Origin of the sequence: Paraburkholderia sp. RL17-373-BIF-A (genome assembly GCF_046030175.1) — a bacterium.
Taxonomy (GTDB): Bacteria; Pseudomonadota; Gammaproteobacteria; order Burkholderiales; family Burkholderiaceae; genus Paraburkholderia.
In genome coordinates this window covers 18762-43611 of the sequence record NZ_JARESO010000035.1, presented here as the reverse complement: position 1 = coordinate 43611, position 24850 = coordinate 18762, and the positions used below count along the sequence as shown (strand labels likewise).

Here is a 24850-nt window from a genome sequence, read left to right as displayed (position 1 = left end):
GCACAAATAAATTATGACTTGGCGGAGATGACAGAATGAGAAAGTCGCTTTTTGCATTATCGATATTGGGAACCTTTGCTGGAACCGTTCACGCGCAGAGCTCGGTCACGCTGTACGGCATTGTCGATGAAGGCGTGTTGATCAACACAAACGCGAAGAACGTGGTGAACGGCAAGAACGTGGGCGGCCGGCAATTTTCGGTCGATTCCAACGCGGGCACGCAGGGCAGCCGCTGGGGCATCCGCGGCGCCGAAGATCTGGGCGGCGGCCTGAGGGCGATCTTCGTGCTGGAGTCGGGCATCAACGTCAGCACGGGCGCGTTCGGACAAGGCGGCACCGCATTCGGCCGGCAAGCCTACGTGGGCCTCGCCAGCAGTTCGTTCGGCTCCGTGACGTTGGGCCGTCAGTACGACAGCATCAACGACTACGTCGGCAACTACGGCTATGCCGCGGCGTACGGCGGATCGACGACGGAACATCCGGGCGACCTCGACAACGTCAACCACACGTTCCGCGCGAACAACACGATCAAATACGCGAGCCCCAATTTCAACGGCCTGACGTTCGGCGGCACGGTGAGTCTGGGCGGCGTAGCGGGCGAGATTTCGCAGTCGAGCGGGTACAGCCTCGGTGCGAATTATGGACACGGCCCGTTCGGGATTGCGGTCGCGTATGAACTGTTCAAGAATCCATCCGCGCTGGGCTCGATTCTAAACAGCAACGCTAGCGCCACGACGTTCAACTCGCTGAACTCGGGCTATCTCGGCACGAAGCCCGCCAACTCGCTGCAAATCATCACCACGGGCGGCTCGTATGATTTCGGCCCGGCCAAAATCGGCGCAGTGTATTCGAATACCAAGTACATGAACATTGGCGCATTCGGTGGCGCGACCGCGACGTTCAACAGCTACGAGTTGAACGCGCTCTATCGCGTCACGCCGGCGCTGTTCTTGTCGGGCGAGTACAACTATACGAAGGGCAACGCGGTGAAGGGCGACATCGGCGACCAAAAGTACAACCAGTTCTCGTTGCTGCTCGACTACGTGCTCTCCAAGCGTACCGATGTCTATCTCCTCGGCACCTTCCAGACCGCGAGCGGCACGAGCTCCACTGGCGCTGCGGCGGTTGCGGATATCGGCAGTCTCGGCGATTCGTCGAATAATCATCAGGCCGTGGCGCGCGTCGCGATTCATCACAAGTTCTAAGAGCGCTCGTTTTACATGCGCAAAGCCCAGGGCGTCGAGCGATGCCCTGGGCTTCATTCATGCATTCAAGCTTCGCGCGCTAACACTTCACGTCAACGCTGCCAGGTTATTTCGCGCTGATCGCGACGCCGCGAACCTTGGCAACTTCACCAGCAGTGACAGCAACTGCGCGATTTCCCCAGCTGCTTCGCACGAAGCTCAACAGATCCGCGATCTGTTGATCGGTCAAACGCCAGCCGAAGTCGGGCATGGCAAGCGGCGTCGGCGCGGCTGCGGTGGACGGCATATGCGAGCCGCTCAATACGATATGAATCAGCGATGCCGGATCGCCGCTCAGCACCGATGCATTGCCCCTGAGGCTGGGGAAGGCCGGCATCGCGCCGGTGCCATCCGTGCGGTGACAGGCCGCGCAATTGTCCAGATAGAGATGCGCGCCGGTCGAATCGATGCGACCGGCTCTGAGCGCGACAGCCGTCTGATCCGCGCGACCGCTTTGCTGCGCGGCCGGCGGCGTCGCGCCCGTTTGCAATGACGGCGACGTCAGATAAGTTGCAATGGCGTTTAAATCTTCGTCGTGCAGATATTGCGTGCTGTCGTTGATGACTTCCGTCATTGGGCCGAATGCCGCGCCGTCGTGCATACGCCCACTGCGTAGATAGGCGACAAGATCGGCCTTGCTCCATACCTTATCGCTGGCCGATGTTTGCGCCATATGGCCACGCAGGTTCGGCGCATACCAGCCAGCCAGCGTATTGCCGGACAGGAACGCGGTATTGTCCTTGTCGTCGAGTACGCTCTCCTGCCCGAGCATGCCGTGCGGCGTGTGACATGCGCCGCAGTGCGCGAGCCCTTGCACCAGATACGCGCCACGATTCCATTCGACGCTCTGGTGCGGATCGGTTTGATAAGGCAGTGGGTCATGCGCATACAAACGATCCCACACTGTCATCAGCGTGCGAACGTTGAATGGAAAGCGCAGTTCGGATGCGCGATTCGGCTGCCCGACGGGCTTGACGCCTTGCGTGAAGTAGCGATAGAGCGCATGCATATCGCTATCGTCGATCTTCGCGTACGACGGATACGGCATTGCCGGATACAGACGATGACCGTCTTTAGCTATGCCTTGGCGCAACGCCTTGGCGAAGTCGTCATAGCTATAGCCGCCGATGCCAGTCGATGCGTCCGGTGTGATGTTGGTCGAATAGAGTGTGCCGAAGGGCGTCGCGAGCGGCAGCCCGCCCGCGAACGGTTGCGCCTTGTTCGCCGTGTGGCACGCCGCACAATCTCCGACTTTCGCGAGATAAGCGCCTTTGGCTAGCTGCGCGTCGACGGTTACTGGCGTGGGCGTGGCATTCAAAGTTTGCGCGTTCGCACCGCTGCCGGGCGCGCCACTGCACATCAGCGCAAACACGGGAATCAGATACTGCCTCAAGCGATCGAAAGTGATTTTCATGACGGTCGCTCACGCCTGAACCAGAGGGCCGGGATTCTTCAGATACGTCTCGCGTATTGCCTTCGCCGCGTAGTACGTCATGGCGCCGATGGTGCCGGTTGGATTGATGCCGAGATTTTGCGGAAACGAACAGGCGCCGGTCACGAACACATTCGGAACGTCCCACGACTGAAGGTATTTATTCACCACGCTGTTGTCCGGCCGGTCGCCCGCGATCGCCCCACCGGTCGTATGCGTGCTCTGATACGGCCCGACGTCGAAGTGATCGCCCGGCTTGCCCGCGTTGATCGCAACCGATTGCGGTTTCGGATTCATCGCGCGCGCGACATCGGCGGCTTTGTGGCTGACGAACTGCGTCATGCGGCCTTCGTTGTCTTTCCAGTCGAACGTCATGCGCAATAGCGGCAGGCCGTACGCATCCTTGTAAGTCGGATCGAGATCGAGATAGTTGTCGCGGTACGACATCACCGAGCCTTGCGTGGAGATGGCGAACGAATGCAGATAGTGGTCTTTCACGGCCTTCTTCCACCCCGAGCCCCACTTCGGCGTGCCGGGCGGCACTAGTGCCTGCGCGATCGGGCGGCCGCCCGTCACGGTCGCAAAGGTAATCGCGCCACCGACGAAGTTCAGCGGACCGTGATCGAAGTTGTCGGCATTGAAATCGTCGTAGACGACGCCGCCCGCTCCCGAACCGATGAACGGATTGATCGCCACGTCCTTGTCGAAGAAGACCTGAATCTTGCTGTTCTTCTGATACGCGTAGTTCTTGCCGACAGTGCCTTCGCCGGTGGCGGGATCGTATGGCTTGCCGATCCCCGACAGCAACAGCAGACGCACGTTGTGCATCTGGTACGCGCACAGCGCGACGATATCCGCGGGCTGCTCGACGGTACGGCCTTGAGCGTCGATATAGGTGACGCCCGTCGCGCGCTTGCCGGTCGCATCGAGATTGACCTTGACGACCGCCGAGCGGTCGCGCAATTCGAAGTTAGGCTTTCTCGCAAGCGCCGGGAGAATGCAGGTCTGCGGCGATGCTTTGGAAAACATGTAGCAGCCGAACAGTTCGCAATAGCCGCAGAAGTTGCACGGGCCTAGCTGCATGCCATACGGGTTCGTGTACGCCTTGGAAGCAATCGACGCAGGCGTCGGATACGGGTGGAAGCCCACTTCGCGCGCGGCCTGCTCGAACAGCATCGACGGATACGCAGTGGGCAAGGGCGGCAATGCGTAATCGCGTGAACGCGATGCTTCGAATGGATTGCCGCCACTGATCGGCTGACCGTTGACGTTACCCGCCCTGCCCGAAGTGCCGGCGACATATTCGAAGCGGTCGTAGAACGGCTCGAGCTCGGCGGCGCTGACGGGCCAGTCCTGAATCGTCATGTCGTTGGGTATGAAGCTCTTGCCGTAGCGCTGTTCGTAGTGGCTGCGCAGTTTCAGTTCGGCATCGGTTGCACGATAGGTGAAGCCGTTCCAGTGCACGCCCGAGCCGCCGACGCCGTCGCCGAACAGAAAGGCGCCGTACTGGCGCAGCGGCAACGCGACTTCCTGCGCCTGGCGGCGGATCGTGACGGTCTCGTGCGCGAGGCTTTGCATCAGCTTGAAGCGCTGCACGTAGGTCAGTTCGTCGGCGACCTTCGGATACGCGAAGTCGGGATACGTATCGCGGTTTTCGCCGCGTTCCAGGCCGACCACGGTGAGGCCGGCGTCCGCCAGTTCGATCGCCATGATCGAACCCGACCAGCCCATGCCGACGACCACCGCGTCCACTTTGGGTTTACTGATGTTCGCCATGTGTCTCCTCCTGGCGTGTGTTTTATCTAATGCTGCTATGCGCGTTGCTGGACGAAGGTGGCGGCTATGCCTTGCCTTCGATCGTCACGGTTCCGAGCGGATACACTTTGCCGGGTTGCGCGACCCAGTCGAGATAGTCGGCGCGCGCGCCGGGAAAACCGATCATGGTCCAGCTCGCGGCGTGCTTGTTGCCGCCATGAATCGGATCGGAGAAATAGCCTTCTTTGGTGTTCTGCCACAGCAACGCGATGAAATGACCGGCCGAGGTTTGCTCGAATTTGACCTTGCGGCTATCCATGCCATGCAGCAACGCGTCCTGTTGCACGGTCGTCAATTGCACAAACGGCTTGCCGCCGAAGTGCGCCTTGCAATAGGCGTCGAGCGCCGCGATGCCGGTACGGTACAGGTCGCGAGGGGTCATGGGACTTTGATAGCCGGCGAGCGGCGTGGCATCGGGATGAAACGGGCCATGCATATACCACGCTGCCGCATGACCGAACGCGCCTTCCATCTGCCGGTCGATGAACGCCGCGACGTCGAGTTCGAGCGCGCCCGGACCTTCGGCATCGGCGGGAATCAGGCGGTCGATCGCGGCTTGCAGCACGCTCCACTCGTCGGGCTTGAAGAACTTCGGCTGGTACGGTTTCGCGCTAGAACCGTCGGTTCCAGCGGTGGCTGACGTTGACGCCGATGCCGATGCCGTCACGCCGCCGGGCCGATCACACGCAGCAAGGCCGCCCGCCACCGGCAACACCGCGACGCTTTTGATCAGGAACCGGCGCCGCGATGATGCTTTGGGAGGCACTGCTGACGCGGCGGCGGGTTTATCGTCCATGATGAATTTCTCCGTGCATTAAAGAGGCATCCTGATCGATCTGGCTTGAGAGCAAGATGGTCGACCAGCGTAAGCGCCGCGAAACGGCGCCCCCCGTCTTTACTTCAACGCGTCCGCGCCCGCCTTGCAGATATCCGCATCCTGGTCGCCGCTGCCGCCGCTGCATCCGATCGCGCCGACGATCTTGCCGCCCATCACGAGCGGATAGCCGCCGGGAGAAGCGGCCAACGAAGGATCGAGCGTCGCGGAATAGGTGTGGCCGGTTTCGAAGGCGTTATAGAACGTGCGCGTATCGCGACGAAAGCGCGCGGCGGTCGCGGCTTTGCGCAGCGCGATTTTCGGCGACGCGTTCTGCGTGTTGTCCATCTTGGCGAATGCGACGAGTTCTCCGCTCGGATCGGTCACGGCAATGGCTTCGGGCCAGCCGTGCCGCGCGGCTTCAGCTTCGGCGGCTTCGAGCGCCTGGTTGGCGTATTGCAGGCTGATCGGCATGCCGTATGGAATATCGAACGGCGAGTGCGCCGGCAGGCCGCCGGCCGACGGTTGCGACGCGGGCGTCTGCGCGATGGCGTTCGTGCCGCTCAGTGCCGCGCACAGCGAGAACAGCGCGGACAACGAGGCTTGGATGATTCGCTTGCTGGTCATATTGGATTCCCCTGTGTGGCCGATAAAAGGCGTCGAGCATTGGCGGTCGGTGACAGCTTCGCCCGATGCGTCAAACACATCGGGCGAAGCGCATCACGTTCAGTCGACCGAAGTCCAGCGCGTACCCAGCGCTTCCGTGATGGCGGCGGTGTCGAAGCGATACGCCATCAGCGCAGCGAAGCCGCGCCGTCCGTCGATCGACGCAGCCGCACTCGTGAAGCCATGCTTCGCGATCATCGCGGCTTCGAGCGCGTCCGCTGCGGCCTTGCCGATTTCGATCGCTTCCATCGCGTGGTCCGCGTTGTGCGCGAGTCCCGCGGCCTGGGTTGCGGCGACGCCGAGCGCATGACGTGTATGCACTTCGTCGAGACGCAGCAGGCGCGAGACCGCCAGCACCGCGCCCAGCAAGCCCACCGAGGACGCCACGTTCCAGCGCACACGGAATTCAGCGCTATCGACCGCGCTGAGAATGCGCGCGGCGGCTTCGATACCGATCGCGGCGGCGGCGATCGCGTCGCTCTCTGATGAGCCGAGCGTGTCCCCGGCTACGATCACGGCGGCGAGCACCGGCATCGCCGGCGACGCGGCGGCTTGCGTCGCCAGCGACGTGCCGAGAATCCATGCGCGGGTGCGCGAGTCGGTCGCCGCGCTGCCTTGCGATTGCAGCAGGGCGCTGATCTGCTCGGTGGAACGCGTCGCCGGATCGGTGATCAGGCGCGCGTGGGTGAGAGCGTCGCGCGCGGCGTCGAGTGCGGCGTCGGCCGAAGCGGGCAGCGCGGCGATGGCGAAGCCGACGAGCGCGTCGGACACGACGGAATGTTGAGCGGCGTTATGCATGATTCAATTCTCCGGCGGGAGCGCACAGTGCGAAGAGCGCGTCGAGATTGGCGGCGCTGTCGAGTGTCGCCACGGCGGAAGCGAGTTGCGCGGCGGTGCCGTCGCCGAGCAGCGGATCCACCAGCAGACGGACCTTGTTCATCAGCTCGTCGTCGGTCAGCGGACGCGCGAGGCTGCCGCGCGCGTGTTCGACGTGATGTTCGACGACCGTGCCGTCCTTCAGCGTCGCCGCGATAAAGACTTCGTCGCGATTGACCGAGGCGTCGGGCGCAAGCTTCGTCAGCGCGCGCACCGCCGTCACGTCGTCCTGTACCACGCGTGCGTCTTCGTATTGCGCGAGGCCGACCTGACCGTCGCACAGTGCGGCCGCCACGCCGTGAATCGCGCTGAAGCGCGCCTGCAGGCCGTCCTTCGGCTGCGGGTTGCCCATCAGTTCGGGCACGAGCGGATGGCAGCGCAGCGTGATCGATTCGATCGACTGCACGTCGTCGATTTGCGGCGCGAGCGCGAGTCCCGCGTCGATCGCCGGATGCGCGACGATGCCGCACGGGTACGGCTTGTACGTGTTGAAAAGCAGTTCCCAGCGCTCGCCGAACGCGCCGTTCATCAGCTCGAAATCGACCTTGGTCGACATCGAATGCGAGTAGCCGCCGGCGGCTTCGAAAATATCGGCGGCGGCGCGCTGGCCGTGCTGCGCGAGACGCGCGGCCGCAATGCCGTTCGCAGCCGCCTTGCCGGGGTGATAGGGCTTGGTCATCGTGCCGAACGCTTCGCGCTGGCCGACGAACATCGAGGCGGCGATCGACACCGCTTGCGTCAACCCGGCTTCGTCGAGACCGAGCAGCAGCGCGGCCGTCACCGCGCAGCCGATCACGCCGCACGTGCCGGTGATGTGCCAGCCGCGGTCGTAGTGTTCCGGCGAGATCGAGACGCCGACCCGCAACTGCGCTTCGCAGCCGAGCGTGAAGGCCGTCAGCGCGGCGGCGCCGGTGGGCCGCGTGTCGGGCGCAAGCGCCGTCAGCACGGCGAGCACCGAAGCGGCCGGGTGAATGACGGTCGCGAGATGGGTGTCGTCGAAATCGTCGAGATGGCCGGCAAAGCCGGTCGCGAGCGCGGAAAAATGCAGATCGACTTTTTCGCTGCGGCCCGGCACCGGCGCGATTTGCGCCACGCCTAACTCATGGGCGGCGGCGAGGATCGCGTCGACACCAGGATGCCGCGATGCGCCGATCGAAGTGCCGATCACATTGATCAAAGAACGCCTGGCTTCCTCTGCGACCGGGACCGGCAGCGGACGCTGCGCCAGTGCGAAAAGGCCGTGCGCGAATGCGGCGGCGATGGAACTCATTGAGACAACTCCTCCAGACGAATGCCGTTGGTCTTCGGCCCTAGCAGCCCGACCATCACGACGATCACAAACATGGCTGACGAAATCAGCACGAACACGGCGGGCACGCCCGAATGCTTCAGCAATGCCGCCACCCAGAAACCGACGAAGATCGAACTCAGACGGCTCCAGCTAAAAACGAAACCCACGGCGCGGGCGCGAATCCGGGTCGGATACAGCTCGGCCTGATAGGTGTGAAAGATGCCGATCAGCCAGTTGTTCGCAATGGTCACGGCGCTGCCGAACAGCAGGATCAGCACCGGTTCGCGCACCATGCCGAACAGCACGCCCGCCACCGCGACGACGATCGCGCAGCCGACCAGTTGCCACTTGCGCTGGACGCGCTCGGCGCACGCCATCGCGCCGAGCGCGCCAAGCGGCGTCGCGAACGCGATCACCATTGTGTAGAGCAGCGAATGCGTGATCGTGATGCCCTTCGTGTAGAGCAGCACCGGCACCCACGCACCGAATCCGTACACGCCGAAGGTCTGGAAGAAGTTAAAGAACGACAGCATCACCGTGCGGCTGAAGTAGCGGCCTTTCCACATTTCCGACCATGAACCGCTGTGCTCGCCGGCCGGCGGTTCCGGCGTGTGTTGCACGGGTGCCTGCAACGCGCGGCCGGTTTCGGCGACCACGCGGGCCTCGATCGCATCGACGATGGCGCGCGCCTCGTCGACACGGCCTTTGCTTTCGAGCCAGCGCGGCGATTCCGGCAACCCGCGCCGCATGAACCAGATCAGCACGGCGCCCGCCGAGCCGATGATCATCACCCAGCGCCAGCCTTCGAGACCGAGAATGGTGTGCGGCACGAGCAGAAACGACAGCACCGCGACGGTCGGCACGGACGTCAGGATCACGAGGATGCTGAACGCGCTGTAGCGTCCGCGCGTGTGATTCGGCGTCAGCTCGGAAATATAAGTGTCGACAGTAATGAGCTGCACGCCGATTCCGAGGCCCGCGACGAAGCGCCAGAGATCCATGGATTCCGGCGAATGCTGGAACGCGGCGGCGAAGGTCGCGACCGAATAGATCAGCATCGCGCAGGTGAACACGGCGCGTCGTCCGAAGCGGTCGGTGAAGCCGCCGAGCGCCACCGTGCCGACGAACATCCCGGCGAAAAACGAGCCGAGAAAGCTGGCGAAGCCGTTGACATCGAACAGGCCCGCCGTGGTGGCGCGGTACAGACCACTGCCGATGAGTCCCAGTGAGATATAGGCCGCCATGAACATTTCATAAAACTCGAACCAGCCGCCGATCGCGATGCGCGCGACGAGGCCGCTGAAATAACGCGTCGGCGGCAGGCGGTCGAGCCGCGCGGAAACGCTGGCTTCGACGCCGGTCGTTCCGGCGATTTCCTTTTCCATGTACATCGCGTCTGTCTCCTGATGGACTGATGTCCTATATTGGTAGTGTCGACACTTTCGCCAAGTGTATGGTGAATCTCGGGTGAATTTCAAGAGATATTCGATAAACTGTGCACACTTGTGGAAATCGGGCAGGGTGTCGTACCGGGCTGGCCGGGCGTCGGTTTGCTAGAATCCGTCCACGCAGCCGGGCGGCACGCCAAGAGATATCGAGGAATAAAGGGATGGACGAAACTGTCGACACACGCGACGAAGAGGAGCAGGGCGACGCATCGCCGGTCGGGGAGATCGTCGACTGGGTGGCGCGCGGCATCATCGAAGGCCGGCTGCAACCGGGCGACGACCTGAATTCCGTCGATCTCGCGAAGCGCTTCAACGTCAGCCGCACGCCGGTGCGCGAAGCGCTGTTCGTGCTGAACCGCGAACGGCTGGTCGACTGGTCGCCGCGGCGGCGCCCGCGCGTGTCGTCGATGAGCCTCACGGAAGTGCGCGAGATCTATCAACTGCGCGTGTTGCTATATGGGCAGGTGTCGCTCGCGATCGTCGAGCACGCCACGGCCGAGGACATCGAGTCGTTGTGGCGCGCACACGCGCGCCTCGCCGACGCGGCCGCGCGCGCCGACGTCGACGGCTATTTCTGGGCCAATGTGGCGTTTCGCGATGAGGAACTGCGGGTGAGCCGCAACGGCATCTTCAAGGAAGTGCTCGATTCGATGCGGATGCGCACCAACCGGCTGCGGCATCTCAGCACGTCGTTGCCCGGACGGATGCAGCGCTCGTGCGCCGACCACCAACGGCTGTGCGAGGCGTATGCCGAGCGCGACGGCACGCTGGCGGCGGCGCTCAACCGGTCGATCGTGTTGACCGCGCTACAGGCAATCGAGCAGGTGTGGGACACGGATTTCGGTAAGGGTTGACGCGCGTCTTCTGTGCGTCTCAAGGCAAGCCGGGGTTCATTCAGCCAGACGTTGTCGACGGTGAAGACTGGTTCTGCTGCCTGGGGGGACCTTCAGGATGAAGTTCGGTCCCGTGCCTTTAGCGACAAGCACGGGACCTGCACAGCATGTCATTCATTTGCCGAAGTACGGCGTGCAGAAGCTGGCCGGACCGACACAGGTCGATTGCATCGCCGTGTGCGCCGGACCACCCGACGACGTGCTGTTCGCCGGCACACCGCCGTAGCCCTGGGTCGCCTGCTGCTCACCGGATTGCGCTGCGACCTTCGCTTCGGCGGCCTGGATGTCGGCCGGATAGTTCGCGTCGTCGGATCGCGCCGGGTTATAGCCGGCCCGTTCCACCTGCACGAGATCGTTGCGGACCTCGGCACGTGTCACCGGACCGTTGGATTGCGCGAAGCTGAGCACCGGAGCGGACAAGGCGGCGGCAGCGAGGGCGAGGCAAGCAAGAGCTTTCTTCATGATCTAGACTCCGAAATAAATACAATGGGTGACTGATGGAAATTCGCTGAATAGCAGCAGCTACTTCGACGCTACTGGTATTGCGCGGGTCTTTCTTCTCTGAGCGTCTGGAAGCCATATTGCGCTTTTGCAAATGACGCGATCCCCACCGGTTCATTACGAAATTGACATGTAGAGCCTGCCCCCGGTCCGGGTTGCGGGCGCTTACTCGAGCACCGCCTCGATCAGGCGTGGGCCACGCTGCGCTATCGCCGAGACGAACGCCTGCTCGAATGCCCGACGGGAATTCGCGCGCACGGCGTCGACCCCCAGGCCTTGCCCAATCGAAACCCAGTCCAACGTCGGTGTGCTCAGATCGAGCATGGCGCCCGAGTTCGGTCCATTCGAAGACGCGCCCACGCGGACCAGTTCGTTGTTCAGCACCTTGTAACCGCGATTGGCAAACACGACGGTCACGATGTCGAGGTTCTCGCGCGCCTGAGTCCAGAGCGACTGGACGGTGTACATCGCGCTGCCGTCGCCGACCAGCGTCACAACCTTGCGGTCCGGACGCGCAATAGCCGCGCCGGTCGACACCGGCATCATGCTGCCGATCGCACCGCCGGTCAGGTTCAGAAAATCATGCGGTGCTGCGTTGTTCAGGAGGTCGTAGTAAGGCAGGGTCGACGAAACGCCCTCATCGGCCACGATCGCGTTCGTGGGCAGGTGCATGGCCACGATCTGCGCAATGCTTTTCGCGTCGAGTGCGCCGTCGAGCGACAACGGGATCGCTTGCCGCGTGGCGACGCGGCCCTCGGCGCCTCGTGCATCCACGGCATCCATGAGCGCGGCCAGTGCGGCTGCGCCGTCTTCGTGCGGATGGCTTAGCACGGCGATCTCGCAACCGTCGGGCGTTAACCAGCTGGGTTTGTCGGGATACGCGAAGAAACTGACCGGTGGACGTGCGCCGACTAGAATCAGCAGCTCTGTCCCGGCCAGGAATTCGGCGGCGTGCTCGCCGAAGTAGGGAAGCCGCTCGACCTGCACGCGACCCGCGCCGCGTTCCAAACGAGGGGCAAACGTATCGGACACCAGCCGCGCGCCGGTCTTCGCCGCGATTTTGCCCGCTGCGACCAGACCTTCGCCGAGAAGCGCGTCGCCTCTAACCAGGAGCACTGCTTTTAACCCTGCCTGCAGTTTGCTGGCTACGCGATCGATAGTCGAACCGGCTGCGTGTGTGCGCGGCTGAAGCGGCAGCGGAGCTGCAACTTCAACGGCGGGATCCCAGGCGGTGTCGGCCGGGAGAATCAGCGTTGCGATCTTCCCCGGCGCCTCCCGCGCGGCACGGACGGCGCGTGCCGCATCCGCGCCGACGGAACGGGCGCTCGTGGACGAATGCACCCAGTCCGACACCGGACGTGCAAAGCCGGCGATGTCCGACGCGAGCGGCGCGTCGTACCTTGCGTGCGACGACGCGTGGTCGCCGACGATATTCACGATCGGACTGGAGGCGCGGCGCGCGTTGTGGAGATTGCTCAGACCGTTTGCCAGACCCGGTCCCAGATGCAGGAGCGTGGCGGCCGGCTTGCCGGCCATGCGTGCGTAGCCGTCGGCGGCGCCCGTGACGACGTTTTCCTGAAGCCCCAACACGGGTCGCATTTCTTTCACCGCATCGAGCGCTGCGACGAAATGCATTTCCGATGTGCCCGGGTTTCCAAAACAGACTTCCACGTCGCTGGCAACCAGCGACTTCAGCAGACTTTCTGCACCGTTCATGGTGTTGCTCCAAAGATGTCGAAAAGGGGCGCCGCTGTCTGATGGATTCGGACGCAGTGCCGGCTTGACGATCATTCTCGACAGTCCTACTGTGAGTAACAATCGAGTCCAATTGGAAACTTAGTTACATCATGCGTAAGAATCTGGATTACGGACTGCTTCACGCGATGACGGCGTTTGTGAGGGTGGTGGATGCCGGAACCTTCACATCCGCCGCCGAGCAGATGGACCTCACGACCGCGCAAATCTCGCGGCTCGTATCCGGACTGGAGGAGCGCCTGCGCACCAAGCTGCTGCAGAGAACGACCCGCCGGATTGCTCTCACCAGCGCCGGCGAGACGTATGTGGTCCAGTGCCGGGATATCCTCGAGCGCGTGAATGTGGCGGAGGCATACGCATCAGGGGCGACGATCGAGCCGGCGGGGCGGCTCAGGGTTCAATGCATGGGTAGCTTCGGGAATTACTATGTGGTCCCGCTGATCGCCGAATTTTGCGCAGCGTTTCCCAAAGTGAGCATCGAGTACGCGACTTCGCAGTACGCGCCGGCGCTGCTTGCGGAGGGAATCGACGTGGGCATCTACCTGTCGCGGCAGCTGTCCGATTCGGGATTGGTGGCGCTGTCGCTGGGTACGGTGTTCGGTGTGATGTGCGCGGCGCCTGCCTACATGGAACAGCACGGTGCGCCCCGGCATCCGCGCGACCTGGCCAACCATGCCTGCATTCGGCTGATCAATCCTTCCGTCGCCTCGGAGTGGGAACTGATCTCGGGCAAGCGGTCCTATCAGGCGCAAGCCGTCGGCCCCATCATCGCGGACAACCCCGACGTTCTTCTGAAGACCGCGGAGCAAGCTAGCGGCATAGCATTGTTGCCGTGGTTCACCGCCAAGGATTCGATTTGCGAAGGGCGCCTGGTTCGCGTTCTTCCGTCGTGGCGGTCGCCTGATGTCACGGTCTCCGCGTTGTATCCCTCCAGACACTTTCTCGATGCCAAAACCAAGGCGTGGCTCGATCTGCTCAAGGCCCGAGTGACGCCCGCGCTGATCGACGATGCCTCAATGTTTCAGTGACGCGGAAGGTTGCCGGCCGCCACCAGCATGGCCCGCCATGCCGTGTGACCCATTCAACCGCGGCCCGGCCGGTCGCGCGCCTGGAAAAATCATGTCATGCGTTAATGCATGACACGCGTGCATATTTGTAAGTTTTCAGACTGATTTGCATGGACCATCATTCGCTTCATCTGCTTTTTCCCCTTACCGGTATTTGCAAGGAGCGTTCATCATGACTATGCAAGCCCTCGTTCTCTCCCAGTACAACGGACCGCTCGAACTCACCACCTTGGCACGCCCCGAGCCGTTGCCCGGCCAGGTGCTGGTGCGCATCGCGGCGGCCGGTCTGAATCCGCTCGACACGAAAATCCGGGCAGGCGGCGCGGCCCATGCAAAACATCCGCTGCCGCTGGTGCTCGGCATCGACATGGCCGGCGTGGTCGAGGCGGTGGGCGCGGGCGTGATCCGCTTCAAAGCAGGCGACGAGGTCTACGGCATGACGGGCGGCGTGGGTGGCATCCAGGGTTCGCTCGCGCAATATGCCGCCGTCGACGCGAATCTGCTCGCACTGAAGCCCTCGAATCTGTCGATGCGCGAAGCCGCCGCGCTGCCGCTGGTGTTCATCACCGCCTACATGGGGATCGTGGATCGCGCGAAGCTTCAGGCTGGGCAGACCGTGCTCGTGCAGGGCGGTGCGGGTGGCGTGGGTCATGTGTCGGTGCAACTCGCGCGAGCGCTCGGGGCGCGCGTGTTCGCCACGGCGAGTTCGCGCGATCACGACGCGCTCACGCGCCTCGGCGCCACCCCGATCGATTACGCCGCGCAGAACGTCGAACAATACGTCGCGCAGCATACGGGCGGCGCGGGTTTCGATCTGGTCGCCGACACGGTGGGCGGCGCGACGCTCGATGCCTCGTTCGCGGCGGTCAAGCATTTCGGCCATGTCGTCAGCGCGCTCGGCTGGGGTACGCATGCACTCGCGCCGCTGTCGTTTCGCGAGGCGACCTACTCCGGCGTTTTCACCCTGCATGCGTTGCTGACCGGCGAGAATCGGGCGCACCACGGCGAGATGCTTGGCGAGGCGACCCGTCTCGCAGAAGCGGGTCATTTGACGCCACGGCTCGATCCGCGCCGCTTCGATCTGCGCTCGGCTGAGCAAGGTTACGACGCAATCATCGATCGCAGCGCGCGCGGCAAGATCGTCGTCGATATCGAATGACGCTGGCCGCGCCGGTCGGCGAGCGCGAACGATTCAGCGGTGACCGGATGCCTGTCAAGCGTGGGCGAGTCTGTCGACGACAACGTCGATCAGCGCCCGCAACCGCCCAAGCCGCCGAAGGTCGCGATGGTAGCCGAGCCAAACCTCGCGCCCCGGCGGTGTTTCGCCGAGGTCGATACGCCGCAGGCCCGGCGTGTTGTCGCCGAGCGCGCACGGCAGGACCGCGAAGCCGCCGCCCTCGGCGCACATGCGCGCCTGGACGCCACGATTGTTGCTGGCGTAAGCGACCCGCGCATTCGGCAGCATGCGGCGGATCCACGTCACATCGGGCAAGGCCTCGAAGGCGCTGTCCATTGTGATGAGCGCTTGCCCCGCGCCATCGCCGGCCTGCGGCGCAACCAGATCGACGTGTCCGTACAGCGCGTAGTTCAAATCCATGATCTTTCGCTGGATCACGTCGGGTTCGTCGAACGGCGTGATGCGAAACACGAGGTCTGCTTCACGGCGCGAGAGGCTGTAGCGTCGCGAATCGGTGATCAGTTCGATCGACAGTTGCGGATGCCGTGAGAGAAACCCGGCGAACACCGGCGTCAGCACATGAATGCCGAACCAGTCGGATGACGACACGCGCAGCGACCCCGTCAACTGCTGCGTGGTCCCTGCGAGCGAACGTGTGAACGCGAGCGCTTCTTCCTCCATTCGCTCCGCGAAACTCAGCACCGCGTTGCCTTCGTCGGTCAGTACGAAGCCTTCGGCGGTGCGCTGGAACAGCACCTGGCCGACCGCGTTTTCGAGCGCACGCAACCGGCGGCCCATAGTGGGCTGGGTCTGTCCCAGTTGGCGCGCGGCTGCGCCGAGTGTGCCGCAACGGGCAATCGCGAGAAACACGCGGACATCGCCCCAGTCCATGGTCATTTCGTTCATAGCAGGATGTGCTCGTGCGACAGGCGGGCTTATCGTACCGAACTTCGAGCTTTGGCGGTGGACGATGCCGACGACCGTGTCATCTTCGGAATGGTCTTTGCTTGACGGGCAAGTACATCGGCAAGCGTGCGGCCACCGGCGAATCTCGCTCACATACTGACGAAAATTTCTGCCTTAGCGACCACGTGATACCGGGCTACGCTGAACCTGCTCGGCGTACTAACAGCTCAATCCTGCCTGCAACGTTAAACGGAGACGACATGATCCAGATGATCGATATTGGCGCGGTCGCCGGCGACACGCCTGAAGGATATTCAAACAAGGTGCTGACGAGCGTGAATGACCACGACGTCCATTTGAGCGTGATGGACGCGCCATTTTTCTGGCACTTTCATCCGGATTCGGACGAAACATTTTTCGTCGTCGAAGGCGTTCTTACCATCGACTTCGAAGACGGGTCGATTGACCTGCAAGCCGGCCAATTACTGACCGTGCCTGCGGGCACGCGCCATCGAACGCGGCCGGTCGGCGCGCGCTCCGTCAATCTCACGGTTGAAAAGAAGGATGCGACTACGGTTCAGTGCGATGCGCCGCCGCATCGGACAGCGCGTGCTGACTGATGGCACGGGCGATGATTGGAGCCTATCCGCGCTCCGCCTGGCAAGGCGCGCTCACCACGGCAGGCCGTCCGACGATCGCCAGCGTCAGCAGCACAGCAGCCAGTTCGCAAGCCGCCGCGACCCATCCGAGGCCGGCCACGCCGCCGTGAGCCAGGGTCAGCGCGCCGAGCGCGGCGCCCATCGAGAAGCCGATGTACATGAAGGAAGCATTGAGCGACAGCACGATCGACGCGACCTTCAGGCCGGCGATGTCGATGAGCCGCGCCTGCTGCGCCGGATAGAACGCCCAGTGCGCGACGCCCCACAACGCGATGGCCACGAGCACGGGTATGAGTGCAGCGGTGGGTGGCAGCAAGCGTGCGCTGATCGACAGCGTAGCGAAGGCGAGGCCCGACAACGCGATTGTCGGCACGATCACGGCCAATGGCCCGAACCGGTCGCTGGCGTTGCCGCCGGTCACGACGCCGGCCGCGGCCGCGAGACCCCACATGAACATCACCATGCCGATCTGCGCACCCGCCAAACCGGTGACGCTGGCGAGAAACGGCGAGAGATACGTGTAGACCGTGTAGGCGCCGGTGGCCCAGAGCGTGGTGGTCAGCAGCGTTGCCAGCACGAGCGGATTGCGCGCCACCGCGATGCGCTCGCGCAGCGTCGCGATCGGGATGCCCGCTCCAATGTCGCGCGGCAGGCCGATGACCAGCCCGGCCGCGGCGAGCGTCGCCAGGCCGGCGACGCCGGCAAACGTCATGCGCCAGCCGAGCGCATGGCCGACGACCGCGCCGAGGGGCACGCCCAGCGCGATGGCGATCGTGATGCCGCCGTTCACCAACGCGATTGCTCGGCCACGGCGTTCGGGCGGCACGATCACGCTCGCCAGCGCATTCGCGCCCGGCACATACAGACCGGCGGACAGCGCCAACAGCACGCGCGCGCCCATCAGCGCCCAGAAGTTCGGCGCGACCATGGCGAGCACGTTGGAGAGCGCGAAGGCGATCATGCTGGCGAGCAACAAGGTGCGGCGATTCAGGCTGCCGCTTAGCGCCGTCAATACCGGCGAACTGAGGCCGTAGGCCAGAGCGAAAACGGTCACCAGCTGGCCCGCGGTTTCGATCTTCACCGAGAGGTCGGCGGCGAGTCCGGGCAAGAGAGGCGAAATCATGAAGCCTTCGGTGCCGATCGCGAAAGCGCCGAGCGCGAGCCAGTAGACCGGAGCGGGGAGAGCGGAAGTAACGTGTGCGGATTTCATGCAATGCCTCGAGGCGAAAGTGACGTTGCATGATTCTGGAGGCGGCGTTCGCGGCCATCAATATGCTAGAGTTCCCGACTTATCGGACACCAATGTCCGCAATCGTGGGGACGCGCGTGGACAGTCTCAACGCACTGAAAGTCTTTTCCCGCGCAGCTGAGCTCCGCAGTTTCACGGATGCCGGCCAGCAGCTCGGCCTGTCCTCGTCCGCGGTCGGCAAAGCGGTGGCCCGGCTCGAGAAGCGGCTCGGCGTGCGCCTTTTCCACCGCAGCACGCGCAGCATCACGCTGACGCAGGAAGGCCAGCAATTCCTCGAGAGCTGTCGCCGCATCTTTTCCGAAATCGACGCGATCGAATCCGGCTTCGCGCAATCCAAAGGCGCGCCCAAGGGCCGGCTTCGCGTGAGCCTGCCGATGGTCGGCATGCTGATGATGCCGACCCTGAGCGGTTTCATGCGCGCCTATCCCGAGATCGAACTGGATCTGGACTTCAGCGATCACCTGGTCGATGTCGTCAACGATGGGTTCGATGTCGTCGTGCGCACCGGCGACGCGAGCGACTCGCGGCTGATCGCGCGTACGCTCGGCGCTTACCGGCTACAACTTGTCGGCGCGCCGTCTTACTTCGCTCGCGCCGGCACGCCTGCGAAGCCCGAGGATCTGTTGAACCACGCCTGCCTGCATCACCGCTATCCGACCAGCGGCAAGTTGCAGCGCTGGCCTTTGGTGACGCCCGCCTCCGGCAATGACGTGGCGTTGCCCGTGACGGCTTCGGCGAGCACGGTCGAGCCGCTGATCGCGCTCGCCGAAGAAGGGCTCGGCGTGACCTGCGTGCCGAACTTTGCGATCGGCCGACAACTTGCCGACGGCAGCCTCGTGACGGTACTGGATGAGTATGTCGAACACAGCGGCGTGTTCCGCGCGGTGTGGCCGTCGAGTCCGTACGTGTCGCCCAAGCTGAGGGTCTTTGTCGATTTCCTCGCGGCGAATATGCTGCCTGCTGCCGATGCGAAACGGCTCAGGACTCCGGAAAAAAGCAAGCGCTCGTAGCGCTCGAAGCTGTTGTACAGAAGCCGGGGGAATGGTGAACTTCAGACCGATACGATGAATCGATGAATTGACCTTGGGCGTATCCGGTCCGAACTGCTATCTTGAGTGAGTGTCGCCGGCACGGTCGGCGACCGAGCGTCGCATAGGTGCTGAAAAATACCTGCCTAGAGGTGCATGATGGTCGAAGTTACCTGGCTTGTCGTGGCTGACGGAGGTCGCGCGCGTGTCTTCAAGATGCCTGGGCTTACGCTCGACTTGCAGGAGGTCGAAGTTCTCGTCAACGATGAATACATCGGTACGGTCTTGACCGAAAAGGATCGGGAGAAGTTTGCAAAGCGCGTGTCCGACTATCTGGAAGAGGGGCGGCTCCATCAACTCTACAATCGGCTGCGCCTCGCCATCGAGGCGAAATTCCTCGGCATGGTGCGTTCGAATCTGAGCGAGGTCACGCGTCGACTGATATTCGAGCAGATCAGCGAGGATCTGCTGGCGCTCAGTACCCAGGAAATCGAGGCGCGTCTGCGCAAGCAGTGATCGGCTGAGGGAGAATTGCATCGAGCCCGCAAGGATTTTGCAGGCTCGGCCTTGTAACGTTTAGGAGCTGATTTCCGGCCCGTGCGATTTTTCTTCCGCATCACGGAACCAGACCTCCGCGCGAGACCGGGCGCTCACCCAGGAGTGCGGTTGCGGCGTTTCGAACTCACGATCGATGAACCGGCGGCCCCATTCGACCGCGTCTCTAATCGCTTCTTCTTCGGTCAGCCATTCGGGTTGAACGGTCATCGGGCGGATATCGACGACTTTTCCCGCGTTATTCTTCAGGCTCACGCTCGCAATCCATGCGCCGAACTTGTTCGTCTCGGGGCGCACGACCATCTCAAACTCGCCGTAAAAAACAGTGGATGCTGGCATCGTTCTCTCCTTTAGCGAGCGGGCCTCTGCTCAGCGTCATCATGCCGTAATCTCAGCATTCCGACACAAAGAAAATTGCGCCTGAATGGCGCAAGCCCATCGTATTTCGCCGATAGTTAGCATTGGAGACACCCGCGTGCGCCGGGTCGTGACTTGCTCCTAGAATTCCGTGTGGCGTGCCGCGCGCGAAGACGCGTACTCGTATGAAGAAATCGTGGGCTCAACTCATCTTTCGTAAGGAGGTGTTATGGCACAAGAATTCTCGTATCGACGATTCCTGTTTTCGGCAACGATCTCTCCACTGCAAGGGAGCCGCGGGATCGTCACTGTCGATGTCACGACCTCGGACGCTGAGCGCGTCGCCGATCTCGGCACGCAGCGTTTCCTTCACGTGGAGCGATGGGTGGAGAGAAACGATCCCGCTTTCCTTCAGGTCGTGGTCGACGAATGCAAGGTGGCAGTCGACCATTACGCGGACAACGTCGACGATAGTTGACGCTTTTCCGGAACACCGGCGGCGCATGAGGGCCCGATCCGATCCGGGTCAGTTGCCCAGCATGCTCGCGGCGATATTCACGCACAAACCCAGCACGGCAACGTTGAAATAGAAAGACAGGATCGATTGCGCAAGCACGCCGCGCCGCGCGCTGCGCCCACGCAGGCTGATGTCCGCGGTCTGCGACGCAACCGCGATCGTGAACGAGAAGTACAGAAAATCCCAGTAGTCCGGTTCGAGCGTGCTGTCGGGAAAGGCGAGCGCGGGCGCATTCGGATCGGAGCCATAGTAGAGCCGCGCGTAGTGCATCGTGAAGATGGTAGGGATCAGAAACCAGGCGCCGAACAAGGTCAGTCCTGTCAGCAGCGAATGCAGCACCTTCGATTCGAAGGTCAGATCTTTGGTGGTGCCGAGTTCCAGCACGATTGCGAGAATGCTGGCAACGGTCGCCGCGCATATCACCGTCAGCACGGTGACCGCATTCTGGTCCTCGCGCCGGGCGTGGGTTCGCACGTCGCTCTCGCTGGCGAAGGCCATGTGGAACCAGATCATGACGAGGTACGCCCAGATCGCGATGTCCCAACCGAGCAGCAGCCGCGCCGTGATCCGTAGCGAGGCTGGCGCGAGCACACAGGCGCTCAAACCGGCGAGCAGACCGATCATCATGTGCGGCCGGTTGCGAAGCACCTGGGGATATAGACTCATTGAATGAACGGAGTGCCGCGGATATCTGTTCTGGTGATTCTAGTCATTGAGACCTTAACTTGCATGAGGGGGCGAAAATGCAGGAATTCGATTTCTACATTAACCTGAAGAAGCCGACACTCGGGCTTTATGTGCGCAATGGCGCGGGCCTGCCCGATCTCGCCGACAAGAGCGACTGGCAATTCGAGGGGCATGTCTGGCAAAGCGAACTGACACCCGAACTCCTGAAAGGACTCGAGGCCAACGGCCACGTGTTTCAGGAACTGGGTGCGTGACGCCCGGCTCTACGGCGAGTAGAGCGAATCAAGCTGAGGGAGAAGACCATGCCGGAGCAACAGGGTGACCTGAGTGACGAGTTCATCGCGCAGCAGAAGAAGCGCCTGGAGGCGCTGCGTCGGGAGCTGCTGGGCGGAGAGGAAGATACGATCGCGGACGAGAGAACGGCTCAGGAGGAGCATGGCGACGAGGCCGAGGAGTATGAGGACGAAGCGCAGGGAATGGCACAGAATGAGATCAACCAGTCGCTGCATGACGTGAACGACCAGCGCGTTGCGGATATCCAGCGCGCGCTGCGCAAGATCGACGAAGGCACCTACGGTCTCTCCGATGAAAGCGGCCAGCCGATTCCCAAAGAGCGGCTCGAAGTCATGCCTGAGGCTATCCTTACCGTTGCGGAGCAGAGCCGACGAGAGACCGGCAGGTAGAGACATTCACGCACGTTCAAGCGCGTCGTCTCGCAGCCTGATAGCGTCGGGCATGTCGGCCGATGCCTATCATCGGAAAAACCAATGTTCCCTTACTAACGATCCACTCATAGAATTCAAAGGCGGTTTTTAGGTTCGTTATGCCAATCATGTGGTGATCAGGCGCGCAGCGAGAACACGCGAGCGCATGCCGGTTGCCGGAAGCCGCTCGTGCGTCTCTTTCTGTCCGAAAGAGACGCCGGCATTTTGAACATCGACCCGCGAAGCATCGGTCCCTGGCGCACAACAAATCGAAAGGCTGGCGACAGGTTTCGAGCATTCGCCCCTCACATGAACGCGTCCCATAACCTCTAACAACATCGGATGCCTTAACTGATAAAGGTGAATTTACGATGCCCGCCCTTTGCGAAATCTGTAACGCCCGTCCCGCTGTTGCCCGTGTGACCGTTGTGCAGAACGGCGAGCGGAAAACTTTATCGATCTGCGACTACGATTACCGGCAATTAATGCGGCATCAGAGCATGGCGAACCCGTTCGACTCGCTGCTCGGAGGAGGCGGTCTGTCCCGCTTCTTCGGGGGTCTTGGCGGCGCGGGCGAGGAAGATGACGAGGAGTTCGCCGCGGAGCTGCCGCGCGAATCGGTCGACGCAACCGACGCCTTCAGCGAACAGACACTCGAATTGTTGCAGCGTGCGGCGGAAAAAGCCCATGAGCTTCAACGCACCGAACTCGACACCGAGCACCTGCTTTACGTGCTGGCGGACACGGACGTGTGTGCGGCGCTGCTCAAGGAGCTCAAGTTGTCGCCGCAGGACATCAAAGGCTATATCGATCAGCATGCCCAGAAGGGCACCGCGAATCCCGATGCGCCGATCGAGAAGATGACCATCTCGCCTCGCATGAAGAAAGTGTTCCAGAACGCGTTCCAGGCATCGCGGGATCTGGGGCATTCGTATGTCGGCCCGGAGCACTTGCTCATCGGGCTTGCGGCGGTGCCGGACAGTATCGCGGGCACCTTGCTGAAGAAGTACGGCGTGACGCCGGAAGCGCTGCGGCAGAAGGTGGTGAAAGTGGTCGGCAAAGGCGCCGAGGACGGCCGCGTCGACGCGCCGACTGGCACGCCCACGCTCGACAAGTTCGGCCGCGACCTCACGGCCCTCGCGCGGCAGGGCAAGCTCGACCCCGTGCTGGGTCGCGCGCAGGAAATCGAAAGTACGATCGAGGTGCTGGCGCGGCGCAGGAAGAACAATCCGGTGTTGATCGGCGAGCCCGGGGTCGGCAAGACCGCGATCGTCGAAGGCCTGGCGCAGCGTATCGTCAACGACGACGTCCCCGAAAATCTGCGCGGCAAGCGGCTCGTCGAGGTCAACATCAATTCGATGGTGGCGGGCGCGAAGTATCGCGGCGAGTTCGAAGAACGCGCAAAAACGCTGATCGACGAAGTGACAGCGAAGAAGGACGAACTGGTTCTGTTCATCGACGAATTGCATATGATTGTCGGCGCCGGCCAGGGCGGCGGAGAAGGCGGCCTCGACATCGCCAATGTGCTCAAGCCGGCGCTGGCCCGTGGCGAACTCAGTCTGATCGGCGCGACGACGCTCAACGAATACCAGAAGTACATTGAAAAGGATGCCGCGCTCGAGCGGCGCTTTCAGCCGGTGCTGGTGCCCGAGCCGACCGTCGAGCAGACCATCGTCATTCTGCGTGGTCTGCGCGACAAGCTCGAAGCGCATCATCAGGTGACCTTTGCGGACGATGCGTTCGTCGCCGCCGCCGAAATGTCGGACCGTTATATCACGTCGCGCTTTTTGCCCGACAAGGCCATCGACCTGATCGACCAGGCCGCCGCGCGCGTGCGCATCGGCGCGACCTCGCGTCCGGCGGACATCCAGGAACTGGAAGCCGAAATCGCCCAGCTCAAGCGCGAGCAGGACTATGCGTCCTCGCGCAAGCGCTATGACGAGGCGAAGAAGTTCGAGGAACGTATCGGCGAAAAGCAGACGAAACTCGACGAGCAGATGGAGGCATGGCAGCGCAAGACCGGTTCGGAAACGCTCGAAGTGACGGTGGCGGCGATCGCCGAAGTGGTGTCGCGTCTGACAGGCATTCCGGTCACGGAGCTGACACAGGAAGAACGCCAGAAACTGCTGGACATGGAGAACAAGCTGCGCGAACGCGTGGTCGGCCAGGACGACGCGGTGGTGGCCGTAAGCGATGCCGTGCGCCTGTCGCGTGCGGGACTCGGGCAGGCGAACCGGCCGATCGCGACCTTCCTGTTCCTCGGACCGACCGGCGTCGGCAAGACCGAACTCGCGAAAGCGCTGGCGGAAACGGTGTTCGGCGATGAACAGGCCGTCATCCGTATCGACATGTCCGAGTATATGGAACGTCACGCGGTGGCGCGCTTGATCGGGGCGCCGCCGGGCTATGTCGGATACGACGAGGGTGGCCAGTTGACCGAGCGTGTCCGGCGCCGGCCGTATAGCGTGATTCTGCTCGACGAGATCGAGAAGGCGCACGCGGACGTGAGCAACGTGCTGCTCCAGGTGTTCGACGATGGCCGCCTGACCGACGGGAAGGGCCGCGTCGTGGACTTCAGCAACACGATCATCATCGCGACGAGCAATCTCGGTGCGCACATCATCATGGACAACCTCGAGAAACCCGAGGGAGAACGCCTCGCCGACAAGGCGATGCGCGAAGAATTGATGGGCGTGCTGAAAGGTCACTTCCGTCCGGAATTCCTCAACCGGATCGACGAAGTGATCATTTTCGACGGACTCTCTCGCGAGAATATCCGCTCGATCGTGCAGATCCAGCTCGAACGGGTCACGCGCACCGCGGCGGCGCAAGACATCACGCTCAAGATGGACGAGTCGATTGTCGATCACCTGGCCGACGCCGGCTATCGGCCGGAATTCGGCGCCCGCGAGTTGAAACGCCAGATCCGTCAGGAACTGGAAACGCGACTTGCCAAGGAGATTCTCAACAGCGACCTGAAGTCGGGCGACAGTGTCGAGGTCAGCTACGACAAGGACAGCGGCGAAGTGAAGTTCACTCGCAGCGAGGCGCCGCCGCCCAAGGCGAAACGCGCCAATAGCCGCGGAAAGAAAAAATCGTCCGACGAAGTCAGCAGCACCGAGTCCACGGAAGGAGCCCGCTCCTGACGGCATGGCGTGAGGAGCGAGCAGGCAAGATCACTGCGCTCCTGGCGGCAGTGCGGCGGCGCT

At 62.7% G+C, this 24850-nt stretch carries 24 protein-coding genes; 11 read left to right on the top strand and 13 right to left on the bottom strand.

Translation table 11 applies throughout. From position 1 onward, the window contains the following. The first annotated feature begins 35 nt into the window (after positions 1-35). Positions 36-1205: a porin gene (locus P0D80_RS32695; protein ID WP_408290104.1), complete on the top strand. Its 1170-nt coding sequence runs from the start codon at positions 36-38 to the stop codon at positions 1203-1205. A 106-nt stretch (positions 1206-1311) separates the two neighbouring features. Here P0D80_RS32695 and P0D80_RS32690 read toward each other — a convergent pair whose 3' ends face one another. The 7 genes from P0D80_RS32690 to P0D80_RS32660 form a co-directional block, all read right to left on the bottom strand. Next, on the bottom strand, positions 1312-2658 hold the full coding sequence (locus P0D80_RS32690) for a c-type cytochrome (protein WP_408290102.1): 1347 nt from the start codon (positions 2656-2658) through the stop codon (positions 1312-1314). Positions 2659-2667: 9 nt separating this feature from the next. Then, positions 2668-4452, bottom strand: coding sequence for a GMC family oxidoreductase (locus tag P0D80_RS32685; RefSeq protein ID WP_408177725.1), 1785 nt, complete (start codon positions 4450-4452; stop codon positions 2668-2670). Between the two features lie 64 nt (positions 4453-4516). Beyond that, positions 4517-5287 carry a gluconate 2-dehydrogenase subunit 3 family protein gene (locus tag P0D80_RS32680; protein WP_408290099.1) on the bottom strand — a complete coding sequence of 257 codons (771 nt, stop codon included), beginning with the start codon at positions 5285-5287 and terminating at the stop codon, positions 4517-4519. 99 nt (positions 5288-5386) lie between these two features. Continuing rightward, on the bottom strand, positions 5387-5932 hold the full coding sequence (locus P0D80_RS32675) for a GlcG/HbpS family heme-binding protein (RefSeq protein ID WP_408290097.1): 546 nt from the start codon (positions 5930-5932) through the stop codon (positions 5387-5389). Positions 5933-6031: 99 nt separating this feature from the next. Continuing rightward, entirely contained in the window at positions 6032-6769 is a 738-nt protein-coding gene (locus P0D80_RS32670) for an MmgE/PrpD family protein (protein WP_408290095.1), read from the bottom strand. Continuing rightward, entirely contained in the window at positions 6762-8117 is a 1356-nt protein-coding gene (locus P0D80_RS32665; RefSeq protein WP_408290093.1) for an MmgE/PrpD family protein, read from the bottom strand. The genes P0D80_RS32670 and P0D80_RS32665 overlap by 8 nt, the downstream gene beginning before the upstream one ends. Next, positions 8114-9529: an MFS transporter gene (locus P0D80_RS32660; protein ID WP_408290091.1), complete on the bottom strand. Its 1416-nt coding sequence runs from the start codon at positions 9527-9529 to the stop codon at positions 8114-8116. Before P0D80_RS32660 ends, P0D80_RS32665 begins: the two co-directional genes overlap by 4 nt. A 218-nt stretch (positions 9530-9747) precedes the next feature. Here P0D80_RS32660 and P0D80_RS32655 point away from each other — a divergent pair, with 218 nt between their 5' ends. After that, entirely contained in the window at positions 9748-10440 is a 693-nt protein-coding gene (locus P0D80_RS32655) for a GntR family transcriptional regulator (RefSeq protein ID WP_408290089.1), read from the top strand. A gap of 153 nt (positions 10441-10593) precedes the next feature. On the opposite strand, the gene P0D80_RS32650 is transcribed toward P0D80_RS32655, so the two are convergent. Both P0D80_RS32650 and P0D80_RS32645 read right to left on the bottom strand, forming a co-directional pair. Next, complete coding sequence (locus P0D80_RS32650; protein WP_408290087.1) at positions 10594-10941, bottom strand: DUF4148 domain-containing protein; 348 nt, start codon at positions 10939-10941, stop codon at positions 10594-10596. Between the two features lie 204 nt (positions 10942-11145). Further along, a complete protein-coding gene (locus P0D80_RS32645; protein ID WP_408290085.1) occupies positions 11146-12696 on the bottom strand; it encodes an acetolactate synthase large subunit in 1551 nt (516 codons plus the stop codon). A 131-nt stretch (positions 12697-12827) separates the two neighbouring features. Here P0D80_RS32645 and P0D80_RS32640 point away from each other — a divergent pair, with 131 nt between their 5' ends. Beyond that, complete coding sequence (locus tag P0D80_RS32640) at positions 12828-13763, top strand: LysR family transcriptional regulator (protein ID WP_408290083.1); 936 nt, start codon at positions 12828-12830, stop codon at positions 13761-13763. 211 nt (positions 13764-13974) lie between these two features. Beyond that, on the top strand, positions 13975-14961 hold the full coding sequence (locus tag P0D80_RS32635; protein ID WP_408290081.1) for a zinc-dependent alcohol dehydrogenase family protein: 987 nt from the start codon (positions 13975-13977) through the stop codon (positions 14959-14961). A 54-nt stretch (positions 14962-15015) separates the two neighbouring features. Here P0D80_RS32635 and P0D80_RS32630 read toward each other — a convergent pair whose 3' ends face one another. Then, entirely contained in the window at positions 15016-15885 is an 870-nt protein-coding gene (locus P0D80_RS32630) for a LysR family transcriptional regulator (protein ID WP_408290079.1), read from the bottom strand. Positions 15886-15986: 101 nt separating this feature from the next. On the opposite strand from P0D80_RS32630, the gene P0D80_RS32625 reads away from it, so the two are divergent. Further along, positions 15987-16505: a cupin domain-containing protein gene (locus P0D80_RS32625; protein WP_408290077.1), complete on the top strand. Its 519-nt coding sequence runs from the start codon at positions 15987-15989 to the stop codon at positions 16503-16505. Positions 16506-16527: 22 nt separating this feature from the next. Here P0D80_RS32625 and P0D80_RS32620 read toward each other — a convergent pair whose 3' ends face one another. Further along, a complete protein-coding gene (locus P0D80_RS32620; RefSeq protein WP_408290075.1) occupies positions 16528-17754 on the bottom strand; it encodes an MFS transporter in 1227 nt (408 codons plus the stop codon). Positions 17755-17846: 92 nt separating this feature from the next. Here P0D80_RS32620 and P0D80_RS32615 point away from each other — a divergent pair, with 92 nt between their 5' ends. Together P0D80_RS32615 and P0D80_RS32610 are read left to right on the top strand one after the other, a co-directional pair. Continuing rightward, a complete protein-coding gene (locus P0D80_RS32615; RefSeq protein WP_408290073.1) occupies positions 17847-18803 on the top strand; it encodes a LysR family transcriptional regulator in 957 nt (318 codons plus the stop codon). A 174-nt stretch (positions 18804-18977) separates the two neighbouring features. Beyond that, entirely contained in the window at positions 18978-19337 is a 360-nt protein-coding gene (locus tag P0D80_RS32610) for a host attachment protein (RefSeq protein WP_408290071.1), read from the top strand. Between the two features lie 60 nt (positions 19338-19397). On the opposite strand, the gene P0D80_RS32605 is transcribed toward P0D80_RS32610, so the two are convergent. After that, positions 19398-19715: a DUF6566 family protein gene (locus P0D80_RS32605; protein ID WP_132381662.1), complete on the bottom strand. Its 318-nt coding sequence runs from the start codon at positions 19713-19715 to the stop codon at positions 19398-19400. 247 nt (positions 19716-19962) lie between these two features. Here P0D80_RS32605 and P0D80_RS32600 point away from each other — a divergent pair, with 247 nt between their 5' ends. Beyond that, positions 19963-20211: a hypothetical protein gene (locus P0D80_RS32600; RefSeq protein ID WP_132381663.1), complete on the top strand. Its 249-nt coding sequence runs from the start codon at positions 19963-19965 to the stop codon at positions 20209-20211. Positions 20212-20259: 48 nt separating this feature from the next. Here the strand turns inward: P0D80_RS32600 and P0D80_RS32595 are convergent, their stop codons facing one another. Further along, on the bottom strand, positions 20260-20916 hold the full coding sequence (locus P0D80_RS32595) for a DUF1345 domain-containing protein (RefSeq protein WP_132381665.1): 657 nt from the start codon (positions 20914-20916) through the stop codon (positions 20260-20262). Positions 20917-20993: 77 nt separating this feature from the next. On the opposite strand from P0D80_RS32595, the gene P0D80_RS32590 reads away from it, so the two are divergent. From P0D80_RS32590 to P0D80_RS32580, 3 genes are all read left to right on the top strand, one after another. Further along, the gene (locus tag P0D80_RS32590; RefSeq protein ID WP_106313048.1) at positions 20994-21191 is read left to right on the top strand and encodes a hypothetical protein; all 198 of its coding nucleotides are present in this window, start codon (positions 20994-20996) and stop codon (positions 21189-21191) included. Positions 21192-21239: 48 nt separating this feature from the next. Next, positions 21240-21620, top strand: a complete 381-nt coding sequence (locus P0D80_RS32585) for a TraR/DksA family transcriptional regulator (protein WP_408290068.1) — start codon at positions 21240-21242, stop codon at positions 21618-21620. A gap of 392 nt (positions 21621-22012) precedes the next feature. After that, positions 22013-24787: an ATP-dependent Clp protease ATP-binding subunit gene (locus P0D80_RS32580; protein ID WP_408177741.1), complete on the top strand. Its 2775-nt coding sequence runs from the start codon at positions 22013-22015 to the stop codon at positions 24785-24787. The last annotated feature ends 63 nt before the right edge of the window (positions 24788-24850 follow it).